Annotated in this window: 15 protein-coding genes; 3 read left to right on the top strand and 12 right to left on the bottom strand. The window is 61.1% G+C overall.

The window, feature by feature from the left end:
• Positions 1–80 precede the first annotated feature (80 nt).
• The 5 genes from ACW9HX_RS05645 to betI all read right to left on the bottom strand — a co-directional run bounded on the left by ACW9HX_RS05645 (position 81) and on the right by betI (position 7,180).
• Positions 81–1,418 carry a TldD/PmbA family protein gene (locus tag ACW9HX_RS05645; protein WP_457379809.1) on the bottom strand — a complete coding sequence of 446 codons (1,338 nt, stop codon included), beginning with the start codon at positions 1,416–1,418 and terminating at the stop codon, positions 81–83.
• The gene (locus ACW9HX_RS05640) at positions 1,418–2,860 is read right to left on the bottom strand and encodes a TldD/PmbA family protein (protein WP_457379808.1); all 1,443 of its coding nucleotides are present in this window, start codon (positions 2,858–2,860) and stop codon (positions 1,418–1,420) included. The genes ACW9HX_RS05645 and ACW9HX_RS05640 overlap by 1 nt, the downstream gene beginning before the upstream one ends.
• A 281-nt stretch (positions 2,861–3,141) precedes the next feature.
• Complete coding sequence (gene betA, locus ACW9HX_RS05635; protein ID WP_457379807.1) at positions 3,142–4,845, bottom strand: choline dehydrogenase; 1,704 nt, start codon at positions 4,843–4,845, stop codon at positions 3,142–3,144.
• A gap of 180 nt (positions 4,846–5,025) precedes the next feature.
• Positions 5,026–6,498 (bottom strand): betaine-aldehyde dehydrogenase, encoded by a 1,473-nt coding sequence (gene betB, locus ACW9HX_RS05630; RefSeq protein ID WP_457379806.1) that lies wholly within the window; start codon positions 6,496–6,498, stop codon positions 5,026–5,028.
• Positions 6,499–6,586: 88 nt separating this feature from the next.
• The gene (gene betI, locus ACW9HX_RS05625; protein ID WP_085688616.1) at positions 6,587–7,180 is read right to left on the bottom strand and encodes a transcriptional regulator BetI; all 594 of its coding nucleotides are present in this window, start codon (positions 7,178–7,180) and stop codon (positions 6,587–6,589) included.
• A 426-nt stretch (positions 7,181–7,606) separates the two neighbouring features.
• Between betI and betT the strand changes: the two genes are divergently transcribed.
• The gene (gene betT, locus ACW9HX_RS05620) at positions 7,607–9,604 is read left to right on the top strand and encodes a choline BCCT transporter BetT (protein WP_457379805.1); all 1,998 of its coding nucleotides are present in this window, start codon (positions 7,607–7,609) and stop codon (positions 9,602–9,604) included.
• A 265-nt stretch (positions 9,605–9,869) separates the two neighbouring features.
• Here betT and choV read toward each other — a convergent pair whose 3' ends face one another.
• The 3 genes from choV to ACW9HX_RS05605 all read right to left on the bottom strand — a co-directional run bounded on the left by choV (position 9,870) and on the right by ACW9HX_RS05605 (position 12,918).
• Entirely contained in the window at positions 9,870–11,048 is a 1,179-nt protein-coding gene (gene choV / locus ACW9HX_RS05615) for a choline ABC transporter ATP-binding protein (protein ID WP_096817748.1), read from the bottom strand.
• Entirely contained in the window at positions 11,045–11,890 is an 846-nt protein-coding gene (gene choW, locus ACW9HX_RS05610; protein ID WP_104450084.1) for a choline ABC transporter permease subunit, read from the bottom strand. Before choW ends, choV begins: the two co-directional genes overlap by 4 nt.
• Before the next feature lie 77 nt (positions 11,891–11,967).
• Positions 11,968–12,918 carry a choline ABC transporter substrate-binding protein gene (locus ACW9HX_RS05605; protein ID WP_305835769.1) on the bottom strand — a complete coding sequence of 317 codons (951 nt, stop codon included), beginning with the start codon at positions 12,916–12,918 and terminating at the stop codon, positions 11,968–11,970.
• 433 nt (positions 12,919–13,351) lie between these two features.
• Here ACW9HX_RS05605 and ACW9HX_RS05600 point away from each other — a divergent pair, with 433 nt between their 5' ends.
• Together ACW9HX_RS05600 and gbdR are read left to right on the top strand one after the other, a co-directional pair.
• A complete protein-coding gene (locus tag ACW9HX_RS05600) occupies positions 13,352–14,728 on the top strand; it encodes an L-serine ammonia-lyase (RefSeq protein WP_102619740.1) in 1,377 nt (458 codons plus the stop codon).
• A gap of 445 nt (positions 14,729–15,173) precedes the next feature.
• A complete protein-coding gene (gene gbdR, locus ACW9HX_RS05595) occupies positions 15,174–16,277 on the top strand; it encodes a choline metabolism transcriptional regulator GbdR (RefSeq protein WP_065260190.1) in 1,104 nt (367 codons plus the stop codon).
• 77 nt (positions 16,278–16,354) lie between these two features.
• Here the strand turns inward: gbdR and ACW9HX_RS05590 are convergent, their stop codons facing one another.
• The 4 genes from ACW9HX_RS05590 to ACW9HX_RS05575 all read right to left on the bottom strand — a co-directional run bounded on the left by ACW9HX_RS05590 (position 16,355) and on the right by ACW9HX_RS05575 (position 19,877).
• On the bottom strand, positions 16,355–16,618 hold the full coding sequence (locus ACW9HX_RS05590; RefSeq protein ID WP_457379804.1) for a hypothetical protein: 264 nt from the start codon (positions 16,616–16,618) through the stop codon (positions 16,355–16,357).
• A 401-nt stretch (positions 16,619–17,019) separates the two neighbouring features.
• The gene (locus ACW9HX_RS05585; RefSeq protein WP_457379803.1) at positions 17,020–18,183 is read right to left on the bottom strand and encodes a gamma-butyrobetaine dioxygenase; all 1,164 of its coding nucleotides are present in this window, start codon (positions 18,181–18,183) and stop codon (positions 17,020–17,022) included.
• Positions 18,184–18,207: 24 nt separating this feature from the next.
• Complete coding sequence (locus ACW9HX_RS05580) at positions 18,208–18,684, bottom strand: thioesterase family protein (RefSeq protein ID WP_457379802.1); 477 nt, start codon at positions 18,682–18,684, stop codon at positions 18,208–18,210.
• Between the two features lie 227 nt (positions 18,685–18,911).
• Positions 18,912–19,877, bottom strand: coding sequence for an L-carnitine dehydrogenase (locus ACW9HX_RS05575; RefSeq protein WP_007959763.1), 966 nt, complete (start codon positions 19,875–19,877; stop codon positions 18,912–18,914).
• Positions 19,878–19,894 lie beyond the last annotated feature (17 nt).

Here is a 19,894-nt window from a genome sequence, read left to right as displayed (position 1 = left end):
CATAAGTGTTGAATGACACAATGCATTCGCGAGCAAGCCCGCTCCCACAGTAGATCTGCGGTGTTCCGCCGATCCGGGATTTACAGGGTCAAGGTCAATCGGCTCACCAACGCCCCCGGCAACAGCGCCGACGACGTATTGCGCTGGCTATAGGTGCTCGCCGACAGCAGCAACTCACGCTCGGCGGTCAACGCTTCCAGCTGCGAACCCAGCAGGCTGTAGGCGCTGTCGTCGAAACGCATGGTGCTGACCGGCGCCTGAATCTCGCCGTTCTCGACCCAGAACGTGGCAAACCGGGTCATCCCGGTCAGGCGCGCCGCCGGTTGATCGGAGAAGTTCAGGTACCAAAGGTTGCTGATGTACAACCCGGTGCCCAGTTGCTTGAGAATCTCCGCTTGAGGCAAATCACCGGCACCCATGTTCAGCGCGCTCGGCGATTCGCCGCCGCCGGCACCGTTGGCCGTCAGACCGTATTCGGCAGCACTGCGCGAACCGACCAGTTGCTCGCCGGCCTTGCCTTCGATGATCAGCCGCAGATCACTGCGTGGGTAACCTTCGCCGGAAAACGCCGGGCTCAGCGAGCCGCTGACTTTCTCGTCGAGGGACACCAGCGGGCTGAACGCCTGGTCGCCGGCATACAGCTTCTGCAACGGGCTGCTCTTGCTGGCAATCGACTGCGCCGAGAAACCGCCCCAGCACAGCATGCCCATGATTTCTTCCAGGGCTGCCGGCGCCAGATAGGCGCGGTATTGTCCGGGCGGCAGGGTGCGCAGCGGTCGACCGAGAAACTCAAGCTGTTCGCGGGCCTGCTGAATGCGTTTGGCGAAGTCTTCGCTGTTCCAGTCATGCCCGGCGTAGCTGGCCTTCACCGCTTCGCCGTTCTCGTGGAACAGGCTGAAGTCGAAGTTGAAGCTGTTGGCCTGATGCCAGCCGAATGCGCCGGAAGAACTGGCAAAACCACGACTGATCGGCCCAGCGGCATAGAAACCGACCAGGTCCAGGCCTTCTGCCGCTTGGGCGATTTCAGTTACGACCTGCTCGGTGTCCGGCAGCGGATGCTCCTGCACATTCTTGCTCTGCCAGCTGTTGTGGTTGAGCAGCAGGTAGGGATCCTGCGGCAGCAGCGGCAGGGTTTCGCGCAGTTGTTGCAGGCCTTCGGCCAAACGTTGCAGGTCGGTGGACTGCTCGCCGGACAGGGTGATGTGCAGGTCGGCGTGTCGGCCGTCGTCGATCAGTTTCAGACCGATACCGGCTTGTTGCACTTGCCCGGCCTGACGCACCTTGGCGTGGTTGAAGCGTACGAAGGCCGACGATTCGGCGTCGTAACTCAGGGTGAACTGTTCCGGCTCGCGCACGGTATCGCGCAACCAGTTGACCAGAACCTTGAAGGCCTCGACCTGGCTCTTGGAAATACTCATCAGGCGTCTCCCCCAAACACATCAACATTGCTGAACACGCAGGCCGGTGAAGCGTGGCCGACGCGGATCACCTGGTTCGGTTCGCCCTTGCCGCAGTTCGGTGTGCCCAGCACCTGGGTGGTGCCAGCGTTGCCGACCGCGCGCAGGCTTTTCCAGAAGTGCGCGGAAATGCCCCGGTAGTTCGGGTTTTTTACCACGCCCTTGAGTTCGCCGTTTTCAATCAATTGGCCCCATTCGCAGCCGAACTGGAATTTGTTGCGTGCATCGTCGATCGACCACGAACGGTTGGTGCTCATCAGGATGCCGTTTTCGATGCTGCCGATCAGTTGCTCCAGCGACTGGTCGCCCGGCTCGATGTTGAGGTTGGCCATGCGGTCGATCGGCGGGCGGTTCCAGCCGCAGGCGCGACTGTTGGCGACGCCATCCAGGCCGGCGCGGAACTGCGACAGCGCACCGCCCAGCGGCCGCACCAGCAGACCTTCGTGAATCAGGAACTGCTTGCTGGCTTTGGAGCCGTCGTCATCGTGGCCGTAGCTCGCCAGCTCTTCGGGAATGCCCGGATCGAAGGTCACGTTGAGCAGTTTCGAGCCGTATTGCAGGCTGCCGAAATCCGAGGCTTTGACGAAGCTGGTGCCGGCGTAGTTGCGCTCGTCACCGAGGATCCGGTCGAGCTCCAACGGGTGGCCGATGGATTCGTGGATCTGCAGCATCATCTGGTCAGGCATCAGCAGCAGGTCGCGCGGACCTTGCGGGGTGTTCGGCGCGAGCAGCAATTGCAGCGCCTGATCGGCGACTTGCGGACCGGCACCGATCAGGCCGCAACGGCTGATCACGTCCGCGCCGCCCTGCTGGCCGAAGTTCTCGCGGCCGAGGCTGCGGGTCTGGCTGTCGTTGCCGTCGTAGGCGGTGACGTCCAGGCCTGGATAAACGAAGCGTTGGGCCTGGCGCAATTCGGCCCCGGCGCTGCTCAGGTAGATCTGTTCGACGTGGGTGATGCCGATACTCACTTCCCAGTTCACCAGGCGCTCATCCTTTGGCACCGAGGCAGATTCCGCGCCGAGCAGCTCGAAGCATTCGCTCAGGGACGGGAAGGGTTGTTCCAGATTGGGTGAAAAATAGTCGGCGCGGTCGCTCGAAACCGGCTGCTGGCTCAGGTCGAGCAGGGCGTGGGGCTTGATCCGCCGGGCCTGTTGCTCGGCGCGCTCGAGGGCGGCTTGCAGGCCTTGTTGCGACAGGTCATTGGTCGCGGCATAGGCTTCGACGCCGTTGACCCGGACGGTGAGCATTGCACCTTCGTCGCGGCTCAGGCTCGGCGGCTCGGCGACGTTCTTGCGCACCGACAGGTACTGGCCGGACTCGCGTACGTACCGCAATGAAAAAAACTCGGCGCCCGTGCGCAAGGCAGCGAAGCGCTGCTTGAGCTGGGGGTGGAAATCGAACATCAGGGAACCTCCTTGTTATGGGAGTAGCGGCGAAGCGGATTCGGCGGGGAGGGGTGAAACGATTGCGCGAGGACTAGAGTAGGCCTGCGTGGGGGTAGGATCAAGTGAAGAGGGGGTGTAGGGGGATTTACTGTGAAGCAGGAGAATTTGCAGTGGGTTGCATGGCCTCATCGCGGGCAAGCCCGCTCCCACAGGTTTTTTGGTGGTCACAGAATCTGTGAACGACGCAAAACCTGTGGGAGCTGGCTTGCCAGCGATTAGCCGTGACGCGGTATTACGGTTTACTGAGCAACAGCGCTCACATCACGCATCGGCTTGCCTTTCACCGGCGCATCGCCAGCGACGTAGTACGGCGCCTTGCTGCGCGGCAGTGGCTGACGGCCACGGATCTTGTCGGCGATTTTCTCGGCCATCATGATCGTCGGCGCGTTCAGGTTGCCGGTGGTGATGATCGGCATGATCGAGGCATCGACCACACGCAGACCCTGCATGCCATGCACGCGGCCCTGGCCGTCCACGACCGCCATCTCGTCGGTGCCCATCTTGCACGAGCAGGACGGGTGGAACGCGGTTTCGGCGTGCTCGCGGATGAACTTGTCCAGTTGCTCATCGGTTTGCACTTCGATGCCCGGGCTGATTTCACGGCCACGGAAAGCGTCCAGTGCAGGCTGTTGCATGATTTCACGGGTCAGGCGGATGCCGTCACGGAATTCCTGCCAGTCCTGCTCGGTGGCCATGTAGTTGAACAGGATGCTCGGGTGCTGGCGCGGATCCTTGGATTTGACCTGGATACGACCACGGCTCGGCGAACGCATGGAACCCATGTGCGCCTGGAAGCCGTGCTCTTTCACACCGTTGCTGCCGTTGTAGTTAATCGCTACCGGCAGGAAGTGGTACTGGATGTTCGGCCATTCGAATTCAGGACGGGTACGGATGAAACCGCCGGCTTCGAACTGGTTGCTAGCGCCGATGCCGGTGCCGTTGAACAGCCACTCGGCACCGATGGCCGGCTGGTTGTACCAGAGCAGCGACGGGTACAGCGAGACCGGTTGGGTGCAGGCGTATTGCAGGTACAGCTCGAGGTGATCCTGCAGGTTTTCGCCGACGCCCGGCAGATCGTGAACGACCGGGATGTCGAGGCTTTCCAGCAGTTTCGCAGGACCCACACCAGAACGTTGCAGCAGTTGCGGCGAAGCGATCGCGCCGGAGCAGACGATGACTTCTTTACGGGCACGGGCTTCAACGCGCTCTTCGGCAGCGCCGACCAGGTAGCGTACGCCAATGGCCCGTTTGCCTTCGAACAGAACCTTGTCGGTCAGCGCGTGGGTGACGATGGTCAGGGTCGAACGCTTCTTGGCCACGTCCAGATAACCACGGGCGGTGGAAGCACGACGGCCTTTCGGCGTCACGGTGCGGTCCATCGGGCCGAAGCCTTCCTGCTGGTAGCCGTTCAAGTCTTCGGTACGCGGGTAACCGGCCTGCACGCCGGCTTCAACCATGGCGTGGAACAGCGGGTTGTTGCCTGCCTTCGGCGTGGTCACGCTGACCGGGCCTTCGCCGCCGTGGTAATCGTTCGGACCGATGTCGCGGGTTTCCGCTTTACGGAAGTACGGCAGGCAGTCGAGGTAGGTCCAGTCTTCCAGACCTGGCAGTTTTGCCCAGCCGTCGTAGTCCATCGCGTTGCCGCGGATGTAGCACATGCCGTTGATCAGCGAGGAACCGCCGAGGCCCTTGCCACGACCGCATTCCATCCGCCGACCGTCCATGTGTGGCTCTGGATCGGTTTCGTACGCCCAGTTGTAGCGACGGCCTTGCAGCGGGAATGCCAGTGCGGCCGGCATCTGCGTGCGGAAGTCGAAACGGTAGTCCGGGCCGCCGGCTTCGAGCAGCAGGACGGTGACGCCTTCGTCTTCAGTCAGACGGGTCGCCAGGGTGTTACCGGCAGAGCCGGCACCGACGATGATGTAATCGAATTCTTGGGACATTGAATGCACCCTCTTTAGATGTGGTCAGATCGGGCCTCGGCGAGTGCTACGCACTCGAATCGCTGGCAAGCCAGCTCCCACAAGGATTGGGGGCTGCCACAGATTGGGTGGAGGTCACCTAACCTGTGGGAGCGGGCTTGCCCGCGAAGAGGCCCTCGCAGGCAATACAGGAATCGGGTCTTAGAACACCGAGACGTAATCGCCCAGCTCGACCTGTACCGATTTGATGCGAGTGAAGTTGTTCAGCGAACTGATGCCGTTCTCACGGCCGACACCCGACTGCTTGTAACCGCCAACCGGCATTTTTGCGTCGGACTCGCCCCAGGCGTTGATCCAGCAGATACCGGCTTCCAGTTGATGAATCACGCGGTGGGCGCGGTTCAGGTCGCGGGTGACGATGCCGGCGGCCAGGCCGAAATCGGTGTCGTTGGCGCGGCGGATTACTTCTTCTTCGGTTTCGTAGGTCAGGATCGCCATCACTGGGCCGAAGATTTCTTCACGGACGATGGTCATGTCGTCGGTGCAGTCGGTGAACACAGTTGGTGCCACGAACGCGCCTTTGGCGAATTCGCCGTCGGTCATGCGCTCGCCGCCGCACAGAACGCGGGCGCCTTCTTCTTTACCCTTGGCGATGTAGCCCAGCACGCTTTCCATGTGCGGGAAGCTGACCAGCGGGCCGAAGTTGGTGTTTTCGTCTTCCGGGTTGCCAACGCGGATGCGCGCAACGCGCTCGACGATCTTGGCTTCGAAAGCGGCTTTCAGGTGGCTTGGCACGAACACGCGAGTGCCGTTGGTGCAGACCTGACCGGAGCTGTAGAAGTTGGCCATCATGGCGGTGTCGGCGGCGCGATCCAGGTCGGCGTCGTCGCAGATGATCAGCGGGGATTTGCCGCCCAGTTCCATGGTCACGTCTTTGAGCGACGAAGCCGAAGCGCTGGCCATGACCTTCTTGCCGGTGTCGGTGCCGCCGGTGAAGGAGATTTTCTCGATGCGCGGGTGCTCGGTCAGCCAGGTGCCGACTTCACGGCCGCTGCCGGTCAGTACGTTGAACACGCCGTTTGGAACGCCGGCTTCGGTGTAGATCTCGGCCAGTTTCAGGGTGGTCAGCGAGGTGACTTCGCTTGGCTTGAAGATCATCGCGTTACCGGCCGCCAGGGCTGGAGCGGATTTCCACAGGGCGATCTGGATCGGGTAGTTCCACGCGCCGATACCGGCGACCACGCCCAGCGGCTCGCGACGGGTGTAGACGAATGCGGTGTCACGCAGCGGGATCTGCTCGCCTTCGATGGCGGGTACCAGGCCTGCGTAGTATTCCAGCACGTCGGCGCCGGTGACGATGTCGACGTACTTGGTTTCGGAGAACGCTTTACCGGTGTCCAGGGTTTCCAGAGCAGCCAGTTCATCGTTGCGCTCGCGCAGGATGTCGACGGCGCGGCGCAGGATGCGCGAACGCTCCATGGCGGTCATCGCGGCCCAGATTTTCTGGCCTTTTTCAGCGCTGACGACAGCGCGCTCTACGTCTTCCTTGGTCGCACGTTGCACGTGTGCGAGGACTTCACCGTTAGCCGGGTTGATGGCTTCGAAGGTGGCATCGCTGCCGGCGTCGGAGTACGCGCCATCGATGTAGAGTTTTTGCAGTTCGAAACGGGCCATAGTGTCCTCGCAAGTGCATAAGTGGTTGGCGTTGACCACCGCGATCAGGCTGCGGTGGCGTTCAGGGGCCGAGCGTTTTCTCTGTGCTCTAGCTCACCTTCTTGGCCAATTGGAAATCCATGTATTCGTAAGCGATCTGTTGCGCCTGCGCGGTGTCGAAAGCGTCTCCCGACAGCGCGCCGCGTAACCACAAACCGTCAATCAGAGCTGCCAGTCCACGGGCGGCGGTGCGCGCATCTTCGAGCGGCAACACACGGCGGAACTCGCAGCACAGGTTGGAATACAGACGGTGATCGTTGATCCGCTGCAACCTGTGCAAAGACGGCTGGTGCATGCTGGTGGCCCAGAAGGCCAGCCAGGTTTTCATTGCCGGGCCATTGACCTGGCTGGCGTCGAAGTTGCCTTCGATGATCACCTGCAGATGCGCCCGGGGGCTGCTGTCTGCCAGCGCCTGACGGCGCGCGGTGACATTCTCGCTGAGGACACTCATCAGATACCGCATCGTGGCGGCAATCAGGCCGTTCTTGTCCTGAAAATAGTGACTGATGATGCCATTCGAGACACCGGCCAAACGGGCGATCAGCGCAATGCTGGCGTCCCCCATTCCGACCTGATCGACGGCCTGCAAAGTGGCTTCGATCAGTTGTTGGCGGCGGATGGGTTGCATACCGACCTTGGGCATCTTGCACATCTCCTTAGGCCTTCCGGCAGACGAAAAACGGCTGCCGGATTGAGGGCCAGTCTATTTTGTTTTGATTGAACGTTCAATCAACAAAGAATAAGATCTGCGACAAATCGTCGCTGCCTACAGCTTTTTCCTACGTGTAAGTGGCGATAAACCGACATCCGAAAATGCTCGAAACCTGCGCGGGGCAAGGCGCGGTTCGACGTTCGATGGACGTGTTGAATGGGCAAGACGCTCGCGGCCAGGTTTCGGATGAACGTCCAGACCTTCGGCCACGACGGCGATTCGCGGTGCCATTTCTGCAGGTTCAAGCTTTTTTCGGGGTGTCTTTATATCACCCGCCGGTCGGCTGCCAACTAACCGATTGGTCGGGTTCCGTGTTGCCTTGTGTTCTTCTCTCGCACTGCCTGGAGCATTTGTGCCATGAGTTCTGCCTCGCTTATAAAGACCCCGCCCGAGAAGGTGACGGTCAACGGTTGGGTGTTCTACACCTCTACCGCGTTGATTCTGTTGTTGACCGCCATTCTGATCATCGCCCCGCAAGAGGCCGGCAGAATGCTGGGAGTGGCTCAGGCCTGGTTGTCCCGCAGCTTCGGCTGGTACTACATGGTGGTGATCGCCGCTTACCTGGTATTTGTGGTGGGCCTGGCGTTTTCCTCCTACGGCAAGCTCAAACTGGGTAGCAAGGACGACACCCCGGATTTCAGCTACGGCGCCTGGGCGGGGATGCTGTTCTCGTCGGGTATCGGTATTTCGCTGCTGTACTTCGGCGCCTCCGAGCCGCTGGATCACTACTTCAACCCACCGGAAGGTGCGTCCGCTACCAACCTGGCGGCACGTCAGGCTGTTCAGTTGACCTTCCTGCACTGGGGCCTGCACGGCTGGGCGATCTACGCGCTGGTCGGTCTGGCCGTTGCCTACTTTGCTTACCGTCATAACCAGCCGCTGGCACTGCGTTCGGCGTTGTACCCGCTGGTGGGCGAGCGTTGGGTCAAGGGCGCTGCCGGTCATGCGGTAGACGGTTTCGGCATGTTCGTGACCCTGCTGGGTCTGGTGACCAACCTGGGGATCGGCTCGCTGCAAGTGTCCTCGGGCCTGGAAAACCTGTTCGGCATGGAGCACAGCAATACCAACCTGCTGATCGTGATCATCGTGATGAGCACGGTGGCGACCATCGCTGCCGTGTCCGGTGTGGAAAACGGCATCCGTCGTCTGTCCAACCTCAACATCATTTTGTTCAGCGGCCTGCTGATTTTCGTGCTGCTGTTCGGCCCGACCCTGCACCTGCTCAACGGCTTCGTGCAGAACATCGGCGACTACCTCAACGGCGTGGTGCTGAAGACTTTCGACCTGTACGTCTATGAAGGCGACAGTGCCAAGTCCGACCGCTGGCTGGGCCTGTGGACTCTGTTCTACTGGGCATGGTGGATTTCCTGGGCCCCATTCGTAGGCATGTTCATCGCGCGGATTTCCCGTGGTCGTACCGTGCGTGAACTGGTGGCCGGCGTGCTGCTGATTCCGCTGGGTTTCACCCTGGCGTGGCTGTCGATCTTCGGTAACTCGGCACTGGACCTGGTGATGAACCATGGGGCGGTGGAGCTTGGCAAGACGGCGCTGGAACAGCCGTCGATGGCGATCTATCAGTTGCTTGAACACTACCCGGCGTCGAAAGTCGTCATCGGTGTGTCGATCTTTGTAGGTTTCGTGCTGTTCCTGACCCCGGCCGACTCCGGCGCGGTGATGATGGCCAACCTTTCCTGCAAGGGCGGCACCGTCGATGAAGACGCGCCGCACTGGCTGCGGATCTTCTGGTCGGTCGTGATTACCCTGGTGACCATCGGCCTGCTGTTCGCCGGCAACTTCGAAGCCATGCAGACCATGGTGGTGCTGGCCGGTCTGCCGTTCTCGGTGGTGCTGGTGTGCTTCATGTTCGGCCTGCACAAGGCCATGCGTCAGGACATGCAGATCGAACAGGAGCAGGCGCAACTGGCTGAACGCGGTCGTCGTGGTTTCAGCGAGCGCCTGACTCAGCTGGATCTGCAACCGAGCCAGTCGGTGGTGCAACGCTTCATGGACAAACACGTCACCCCGGCGCTGGACGATGCGGCTGCCCAGCTGCGTGCCCAAGGCCTGGAAGTGCAGACGCTGCTGGGTAAATCCAAGCGTTGCATGGGCGTGCGCGTCGAGATGGAAGAGGGCAACCCTTTCGTCTACGAAGTGAGCCTTGACGGCTATCTGGCGACTCCGACCGAATCGGCCCAGTCCGATGAAGCGCGCCAGCGTTACTACCGCGCCGAGGTGTATCTGCACAACGGCAGCCAGGATTACGACCTGATGGGTTTCACACAGGATCAGATCACTCGTGATGTGCTCGATCAGTTTGAAAGCCATCGGCAGCTCCTTGGCCGGGTGTACAGCTAAGATCAAAAGCTCCCCCTCACCCTATCCCTCTCCCGGAGGGAGAGGGGACTGATTGGGGGATGCTTGAGAACTACGCCGACTTGAACGAGTTTTACTGAATCCATAATCGACTCTGATCTTTCAGGTCGATGTATAGCGAAAGACAACTCGGTAGGTTCCCTCTCCCTCTGGGAGAGGGCTAGGCGGGCGGCGTTCCGATGAGGGGGCTTTCCCTGACCCAATAAAAAAGGGATCGCTCACCGCGATCCCTTTTTTTCATCCCGTCTTACCCCAGGTTCTTCCCGAGCAGCGCGTGATACAGCTCGCTATCCCCAAGAATCCCCACCACATGATTGTTGTCGTGCAGCACCAGCTTGTTGCCGGTCTGATAACGAATCTGCAGCGCGTCGCGCATGCCGATGTTCGAGTCCACCAGTGTCGGACGACGATCGAGGCCCTCCACAGCTTGTCCCGGCACCCAGTTCTGCAGGTCGAGTACCGAGCCGTTCTTGCGTGCACCCTTGATGGTGTTGCCTTCGGCCAGATCCAGCCAGGAGTCGCCGCCCGGATCCAGGCACACCGAACCGTTGATGCGTTTGCAGTTGTCCAGCGTGCGCATCAGGCTGCGACCGCAAAGCACGTTCAGCGGATTGGTGTGGGCGACGAAGGTGCGCACGTAATCGTCCGCAGGGTTGAGCACGATCTCTTCCGGCACGCTGTACTGGATGATCCGACCGTCTTTCATGATCGCGATGCGGCTGCCGAGTTTGAGCGCCTCGTCGAGGTCGTGGCTCACGAACACGATGGTCTTGCTCAACTTGCGTTGCAGTTCCAGCAACTCATCCTGCAGGCCCTGACGGATCAGCGGGTCGAGGGCCGAGAACGGTTCGTCCATCAGCAGAATGTCGGCGTCCATCGCCAGCGCACGGGCCAGGCCTACACGCTGCTGCATACCGCCGGACAATTCGTTGGGTTTCTTGTTGCGCCACTGGGTCAGGCCCACCAGCTCAAGCTTGTCGTCCACCAGTTTGCGCCGTTCTTTCTCAGGACGGCCCTGCATTTCCAGACCGAAACTGATGTTCTCGCGCACCGTCAGCCAGGGCATCAGGGCGAACTTCTGGAACACCATTGCAATGCGCTTGGTGCGCATCATTTTCAGTTCGGCCGGGGTGCAGGACGCGATGTCGATCTGCTTGCCTTCGTGCTCGACGAACAGCTTGCCTCGGCTGACGGTGTTGAGGCCGTTGATGCAGCGCAGCAGACTGGATTTGCCGGAGCCGGACAGGCCCATCAGTACGCAGATTTCACCTTTCTCGATATCCAGGCTGGCTTTTTCAACGCCGACAATCTGCCCGGTCTTTTTCAGGATCTCGTTACGGGTCATGCCCTGATCCAGCAGCTTGAGTGCCTCGCGTGGATCCTTGGCGAAGATAACGTCTACGTTATCGAAGCGGATTATGCTCATGCGTCACCCCCTACTTTTGCGTCGGGTTGTTTGCAGATACGGTCGAGCATGATCGCCAGCAGTACGATCGCCAGGCCCGCTTCGAAGCCCAGGGCGATATCAGCAGTGTTCAGTGCGTTGACCACCGGTTTGCCGAGTCCGTCGGCGCCCACCAGTGCCGCAATCACCACCATCGACAACGACAGCATGATGCACTGGGTGATGCCGGCCGCGATGCTTGGCATGGCGTGGGGCAGTTCGATCCGTGAAAGCAGTTGGCGACGCGAGCAGCCGAAGGCCTTGCCGGCGTCCATCAGTTCTTCCGGGACATCGCGGATGCCCAGGTAGGTCAGGCGGATCGGCGCAGCGATGGCGAACACCACCGTGGAGATCAGGCCCGGAACCACGCCCAGCCCGAAGAGGGTCAGGGTAGGAATGAGGTAAACGAAGGTCGGTACGGTCTGCATCAGATCGAGCACCGGCCTCATCAAAGTGTAGAACATCGGCTTGTGTGCGGCGACGATGCCCAGCGGCACGCCGATGACCACGCAGACCAGGGTCGCGAACATGACCTGGGCGAGGGTTTCCATGGTTTCCTGCCAGTACCCCAGATTGAGGATCAGCAGAAAGGAGGCGACCACGAAGGCGGTGAGGCCCCATTTGCGTTGAATGAAATGCGCGAGCAGAGCGATGAGGCCGATCAACACCAGCGGGTTGAACCAGGTCAGCGCAAACGTCACGCCGTGGATCATCGTTTCCAGGGTCACGGCGATTGCGTCGAAGGTGCTGGCGCCGTGTTGCGTCAACCATTCAACGAAGCCCGCGATGTACTGGCCTAAAGGGATTTTCTGATCAATCAGCATGGTAGTGAACGTCCGCATGCAAGGAAATAAACAGCCCGGACGGCGTACGCCGCCCGGCATAAGCGATGCTCCTTAATTCAAGGCTGCGCGAGCTTGGCTTTCACGGCCTCCAGGCCAGGTTTACCGTCAATGGTGGTCACGCCAGCGAGCCAGGTATCGAGCACCTGTGGATTCTTTTTCAGCCAGGCCTTGGCGGCCGCGTCAGGCTTCATCTTGTCGTCCAGGATGTTGCCCATCAGGGTGCTTTCCATGTCGACGGTGAACTCCAGATTCTTCAGCAACTGACCGACGTTGCTGCATTCTTCGACGTAGCCCTTGCGGGTGTTGGTCGCGACGGTGGCCGCGCCGAAATCCGGGCCGAAGAAGTCGTCGCCGCCGGTCAGGTATTGAATCTTGAAGCGCTTGTTCATCGGGTGCGGTGCCCAGCCGAGGAAGACCACGGCGGTGTCGCGCTTCTGCGCACGGTCGACCTGCGAGAGCATGCCCGCCTCGGAGGATTCGACGACCTTGAAACCGGCGTCTTTCAGGCCGAAGGCGTTCTTGTCGATCATGCTCTGGATCAGGCGGTTGCCGTCGTTGCCAGGCTCGATGCCGTAGATCTTGCCGTCGAGCTCTTTCTTGAATTTGGCGATGTCGGCGAAGTCATGCAGGCCCTTGTCGTACAGCGCCTGGGGTACGGCGAGGGTGTATTTGGCGCCCTTGAGGTTGGTGCGCACGACTTCCACGGTGCCGGCGTCACGGTAGGCCTTGATGTCGTTTTCCATGGTCGGCATCCAGTTGCCGAGGAACACGTCCATGTTCTTGCCGTCGGCCAGCGACTTGTAGGTCACGGGCACGGAGATCATGGTGGTCTTGGTCTTGTAGCCGAGGGCGTCGAGCACCACGCTGGTGGTCGCGGTTGTTGCGGTGATGTCGGTCCAGCCGACATCGGAGAAGTTAACGGTACTGCACTGTGCCGGTTCTGCGGCTTGAGCCAGTAACGGCAGACTCAGCATGGCGGCCAACAACAACGACGGGGAACCTTTCATGGATGGACTCCTTGGTGTTTTTTTTGGCAGTGTTCCGACTGGACCACCGCACTTATAGGTTGCGGTTGGATGGCGTTCTGGAGACAGCTCTACCACGGCGCCTTGCAATCGAGTCGATACGATCATGTACCAGTGAAAATCTGACGCCTACAGGGTGCGTCGTATCCAGTACAGGGATGGTCGCATCCAGTGTCGGTGACGTCGTTTACAGCTTTTTTCAGCCCCGTTTGGCCATCTGAACCGCATAAAAACGGCGAAAACACGGGCGCAAACCGGCACGGCGCTAGTGGGCATGAGTGCGTCGGTGTCAGACGCCGAGCGACCCGGGAAAAGCCTGATGATGCGGGCATTCCGGCGGATCGCAGCTTGAGCGTAGCAGCTCCGCCAGCGGGCGCTTCACGCCCCGGACGGCACTCTCAGGAGCTCTGCATCAATGGCTATCAGCGTTTTCGACCTGTTCAAAATCGGCATTGGCCCGTCCAGTTCCCACACCGTCGGACCGATGCGCGCCGCGGCGCTGTTCGTCGAGTCTCTGCGCGACAAATTCCTGCTGGAACAAGTGCGGCGGATCGAGGTGCAGCTGTTCGGTTCACTGTCGGCCACCGGTGTCGGTCACGGCAGCGACAACGCGGTGATCATGGGCCTGATGGGCGAGTGGCCGGACGCAATCGACCCGTCGCAGATCGGCCCGCGGATCCAGGCCCTGCGCGAAACCCACACTCTTTTACTGGATGGTCGTTTGTCGGTGCCCTTTATATGGGCCCGCGACATGCGTCTGATCGACGAGAACCTGCCGTTCCATCCCAACGCCATGACCCTGGTTGCCGAAGGCGATCACGGCGAGATTCATCGCGACACCTACTATTCGGTCGGCGGCGGTTTTGTTGTCGATGAGGCGCAGGCGTCCAGCGGTGTGGTGGATCTGGATCGCACCGAATTGCCTTATGACTTCTCCAGCGCCGTCGAGCTGCTGGAGTTGTGCAAGCAGAACAACCTGCGTGTCGCTGAGCTGATGATGGCCAACGAAAAGGTCTGGCGCAGCGAAGAGGAAATCCGCGCCGGGCTGATGAAGCTGTGGCGGGCGATGCAGGATTGCGTCGAGCAGGGCCTCAAGCACGAAGGCATCCTGCCCGGCGGCCTCAATGTGCGTCGGCGTGCGGCGAAACTGCACCGCAGCCTTCAGGAATTGAACAAGCCCAACGTGATCGGCTCGACTCTCAGCGCCATGGAGTGGGTCAACCTGTTCGCCCTCGCGGTGAACGAAGAGAACGCTGCCGGCGGGCGCATGGTCACGGCACCGACCAACGGCGCGGCCGGGATCATTCCGGCGGTGTTGCACTACTTTATGAAGTTCAGCGAGGCGGTGACCGACGCCAACGTGGTCGATTATTTCCTCGGGGCGGCGGCGGTAGGGATTCTGTGCAAGAAGAATGCTTCGATCTCCGGTGCCGAAGTCGGTTGCCAGGGCGAGGTCGGCTCCGCCTGTGCAATGGCGGCGGCGGGGCTGGCGGAAATCCTCGGCGCAAGCCCTGAGCAATTGTGCAACGCGGCGGAAATCGGCCTGGAGCATAACCTTGGCCTGACCTGCGATCCGGTGGGTGGCCTGGTGCAAGTGCCGTGCATCGAGCGCAATGCGATTGCGGCGGTGAAAGCGATCAACGCGGCGCAGATGGCTTTGCGTGGGGACGGTCAGCACTTTATTTCGCTGGATCGGGTGATCCGCACCATGCGCGATACCGGCGCCGACATGCATGACAAATATAAAGAGACTTCGCGAGGCGGGTTGGCGGTCAGTGCGGTGGAGTGCTGATTCCCCGATAACGCCAGACCAGTCAAAACTGCGCACCAAGTGAGCACCCGATATAAAACGCGCCACCTTTTGGCGCGTCGCAATCAGATAAGAGCCTTTCCCACCTCCAGCGCCTGATGGGCGCTGCTGACCGTCCGTCACCCGTGCCTGCGGTGACACTGTCCTACAATCGTGCGCAGGCCAGTTCCCACAAGTGCTACCGATTTGCTCACGGGCTTCGGGGCAGGGCTTTCACCGCCGCTGATGGCACTTCGAATTACCTTTCGTCGGACGGCTTGTATAGACGCGTCGCGACGTCGTTTTCAGGAGTTATTGAACGGCCATTCAATTTTAGGCATGGCAATTGCTCTGTCATAACAAAGCCCCGTCTCACGCAAGAGAACGATGGCAATAACAAGAGCCTCCGCCTGAGGCCATCACCCGCTTTGTGTGAGGAGATACCGCGATGACGTCGTTCAACTCCGGGGCTCAACCCCAGAACCGTGCGCCTCAATCCATCGGCTTTCTGCTGCTGGACAATTTCACGCTGATTTCCCTGGCTTCCGCAGTCGAGCCACTGCGCATGGCCAACCAGTTGTCCGGTCGCGAGCTGTATCGCTGGACCACCCTCACCGTCGACGGTGGCCAGGTCTGGGCCAGTGACGGCCTGCAGATCACCCCCGACGCCTCCATGCACAAAGCCCCGGCCCTCGACACCATCATCGTGTGCGGCGGGATCGGCATTCAACGCACTGTTACCCGTGAACACGTCTCGTGGCTGCAGAGCCAGGCGCGCCAGTCCCGTCGCCTCGGTGCCGTGTGCACCGGCAGTTGGGCCCTGGCTTGCGCCGGCCTGCTCGACGGCTTCGATTGCAGCGTGCACTGGGAATGTCTGGCGGCGATGCAGGAAGCTTTCCCGCGCGTTGCGATGAGCACTCGTCTGTTCACCCTCGACCGCAACCGTTTCACCAGTTCCGGCGGCACCGCGCCGCTGGACATGATGCTGCACCTGATCAGCCGCGATCACGGCCGTGAACTGTCCGCCGCGATTTCGGAAATGTTCGTCTACGAGCGCATCCGCAATGAGCAGGATCACCAGCGCGTGCCGCTCAAGCACATGCTCGGCACCAATCAGCCGAAACTGCAGGAAATCGTCGCGCTGATGGAAGCTAACCTGGAGGAGCCGATCGACCTCGACGAACTGGCGGTGTACGTCGCCGTGTCCCGTCGCCAGCTCGAGCGCCTGTTCCAGAAATACCTGCACTGCTCGCCGTCGCGCTACTACCTCAAACTGCGCCTGATCCGTGCGCGGCAACTGCTCAAGCAGACGCCGATGTCGATCATCGAAGTGGCATCGGTCTGCGGGTTCGTGTCGACGCCGCACTTCTCCAAGTGCTACCGCGAATACTTCGGCATTCCGCCGCGTGACGAGCGCGTCGGTTCCAACACCACCCAACAAGTGGCGATGCTGCCGCTGCCACAGGCCATCGTGATGTCGCCGCTGTCCGGGCCGATGTCGGCACTGAGCCAGGCGCGCAACGAGTCGACCTTCGCCAGCGTGCGTCTCTAAAACGAACGATCGCAGCCTGCGACAGCGCCTTCAGGAAAGGCACTGTCGCAGGCTGCAATCTTTTTTTCGTTCAGATATCAGGCGCTGCGGGTTTGCTGATACTGCGCCAGGGCCGGCAGCAACTGCTTGTCGATGGCTTCACGCACAGTCGGTTGAATGCTGGCGCTGCTGGTGTACATCTGCTTGACCATGGTGCGCAGCGTATTGGCCCGCACATCGTCCAGGCCCCGCACGGCGCACTCGCAGGCCTGCTGCGCAGACGAGCCCGACGGTACTTCGAATCCCAACGACTTGAGTTGGCCCAACAGGTCTTCCTGATCGATCAAATCGGCATACATCATGACGCGAATCCTTCTTCGGCAACGGAGGTCGTGACTCGATTCTGGTAGGCCTGCACAGGCACGGCAAGGGCGATTTGTCGCAGTGGCCGCGACGGCTATGAACAGGTCGTTTTCGGCTAACTCGCCGGTCAGGGGAGTGGGCACACTGGCTTCAGCTCGCTTCACGAAGGTTTGGTCACCCTCGGCATGGCAGCTCCTCAACAGTACCCTCGCCCCGATCCTGTCACGGCTTGTATCGGGGCTTTTTTTGCCTGCGAATCCGGGAGAGGTGTGTTGCTGGATCTGACGCTTTCGTCGGAACGCCGCCCGGAGCAAGCCCGCTCCCACAGGTGACCGCGTTCATTCATGGGAACGCGGTGAAATGTGGGAGCGGGCTTGCTCGCGAAGAATGATGACGCGGTCTAGCGCTGCAATACCAGAATCCGCGACAGCAACTCGTCCCGGTCGATGTAGCAGCCTTGAAAATGCCGGGCCCCGGTGGTCGGGTCGAACGCATTGCGCGCGTGCAGGGTGCGGCGGTTGTCGAAGCACCAGAGCTCACCCGGATTGAGCCGCTGCATCAGCCGAAAGCGCGGCTCGCGGGTCATGGCGATGAAGCGCCGGTAAGCGCGATACAGCAGGGGCATCTGCTCCACCGACGTGTCGAACGCGCCGCGCAGAAAGTTGGCCATGCGGATTTCTACAACCCGGCCCAAGGCATCCAGGGCGATGATCGGGGCGAGACAGCGATAGTCGCTGTGGCGATCCTTGTTGCGAAACTCCACCGGGATCTCGCACAGCGCCTTGAACGACGCGGGATCTTCCTGGCGCAAGGCTTCGGCAATTGCAAAGCCGTCGACGAAAATGCTCTCGCCACCCTCGGCGTCGTTCACCAGGCAATGCAGAAACTGCAGCCCCGGTTGCAGCTCGCGGGTCGGCAGATCCGTGTGCAATGGCAGGTTGAAAGCGGTGTAGGCATTGCTGTCGGCGTCGGCCTTGGATTGCACATTGAACAGCACACCGAAATTGCTCTCGCGGATGAACGATATGCGCTGGGCGATCAACTTCAGCGCGCCGGGCTCGGTGGGCACGCCGCGCACCTGGGTCAGGCCGATGTCGCGCACTGCCAGCAACCATTGCAGCAGCGCGGCGTTGTCGTTCATCAGCGCTGCATAGTCGAACACCGGCAACTGCAAATCGCTGCGCCAGAGAAAGGCTTTCGGTTTGGCGGCCAGGCGTTCGGCGCGGGACTCGTCGTCATAGGCGTGGGCCCGCAGCCATCCGGCATCGAAGCGGCTGAGGTGGCCGTCCTGCCAGTCGATACGCAGACAACCGTCGGTGTCGATATGCGCGGCTGAGGGCGACAGATCCTGCGCCACATCGACGATCTCGAAGACTTGCTCGCGGGTGACGCTGTAGACGCAGTGCGGACACGGGCAGTTGTCCCGCAGCCACACATGGTGGAACGGGCTGACACGCCCGTCGGCCCATTCAATCAGGACGCGATCCGCCAGGTTCTGCACGCCGTTCAGCGCGCTGATCAACGGATAAGTACGGAAATCGGCAACAGCAACGGCGGTTTGCATGGCGGCTCCTTGCGTTGGATGGATTTACCGGGCTGGGGGCAGGGCGATGACCCGGCCGATGTAGACGGGGGCGGGCAGGTCGGCCTGCTCGGCGACGATGGCTTGCAGGCGGCCCAGGGTGTCTGGAGTGAATGGTGCGGAACGCGGCCCGGCGAGGTCGACGTGGAGCAGCATCTGTTCATTGCCGGCCAGTTCCTTGTCACCGCCGGCCAGGTGCAGGCTGTGATAGAGGTGCAGACGTTTCTGGTCGTGGCCGATGATCTGCGTGCGCACTTCAACCTCGGCATCGAGTTTCACTTCGTGCAGGTAGTTGAGGTGCAGTTCGAGGGTGAACAGCGAGTGGCCGCTGGCTTCGCGATTGTTGCTGTCCATGCCGAGACGGTCCATCAGGGCGTCGGTGGCGTAGCTGAAGATCAGCAGGTAGAAGGCGTCGCGCAGGTGGCCGTTGTAGTCGACCCAGTCGGGGATGATTCGGGTTTGGTAGGTGGTTAGAGACGGCATTATTGAATTCCGGCAGTTGGATGTTTGGTGGTTGTGAGATTTACCCCCTCACCCCAGCCCTCTCCCCCCAAGGGGGCGAGGGGGAAAGGGAGCCGATCGCACGTATTTCGGGTCTTGAGTTCGACTCGGGACTTTCAGGTCGGTGTAGCTCGTACATTCACCGCGGTCAGTTCCCTCTCCCCTTGGGAGAGGGTTAGGGTGAGGGCAGCGGTTTCAAGCCAGACACATCACTCGCTGAAACTCATCCCATGCTTCTCTTTGGTGGTCTTCACCGCCTCAAGCACCGCCAGCAGACAATCATCACGATAGCGCTCCAGCGCCGAAATACTGTGCCGGCCCAGTTGATCGCTGGTGCCATCCACCACATCGTCGATCAGCTTGTCCGTCAGTTCCGGTGCCGGCAGGTACGTCCACGGCAACTGCAACGCCGGGCCGAACTGCGACATGAAGTGGCGCATGCCGGCATCGCCACCGGCCAGGGTGTAGGTCAAAAACGTACCCATGAACGACCAGCGCAGACCGGCGCCAAAGCGGATCGCGTCGTCGATTTCACCGGTAGTCGCCACGCCGTCGTTGACCAGGTGCAGCGCCTCGCGCCACAGCGCTTCGAGCAGGCGGTCGGCGATGAACCCCGGCACTTCCTTGCGCACATGCAACGGGCGCATGCCGAGGGATTCGTAGACTTTCATCGCGGCCTGCACGGCTTCCGGCGCGGTGTTCTTGCCGCCGACCACTTCCACCAGTGGCAACAGGTAAACCGGGTTGAACGGGTGGCCGACTACGCAGCGTTCCGGGTGCGTCGAACTCTCGTAGAACTCGCTGGGCAGCAGGCCCGAGGTGCTGGAACCGATCAACGCATTGGGCTTGGCCGCTGCGCTGATCTTGCTGTGCAGCTCCAGTTTCAGTTCGAGGCGTTCCGGGGCGCTTTCCTGAATGAAATCCGCATCGCGCACGCACTCTTCAATGGTCGCGACAAAGCGCAGGCGATCCTGCGATGCGCCCGGTGCCAGGCCGTTTTTCTCCAGCGCGCCCCAGGCGTTGGCCACGCGTTTGCGCAGCGCCGCTTCGGCACCCGGCGCCGGGTCCCAGGCCACCACGTCGAGGCCATGGGCGAGGGCGCGGGCGACCCAGCCGCTGCCGATGACGCCGCTGCCCAGTGCTGCGAAGGTTTTGATTTCGGTGATAAAGCTCATGGTCACTTCCTGGAATG

It is taken from the genome of Pseudomonas sp. SDO52101_S400, assembly GCF_054071635.1.
Note: the sequence above shows the minus strand (reverse complement) of the source record. Positions and strands in the feature narration are given on the sequence as shown.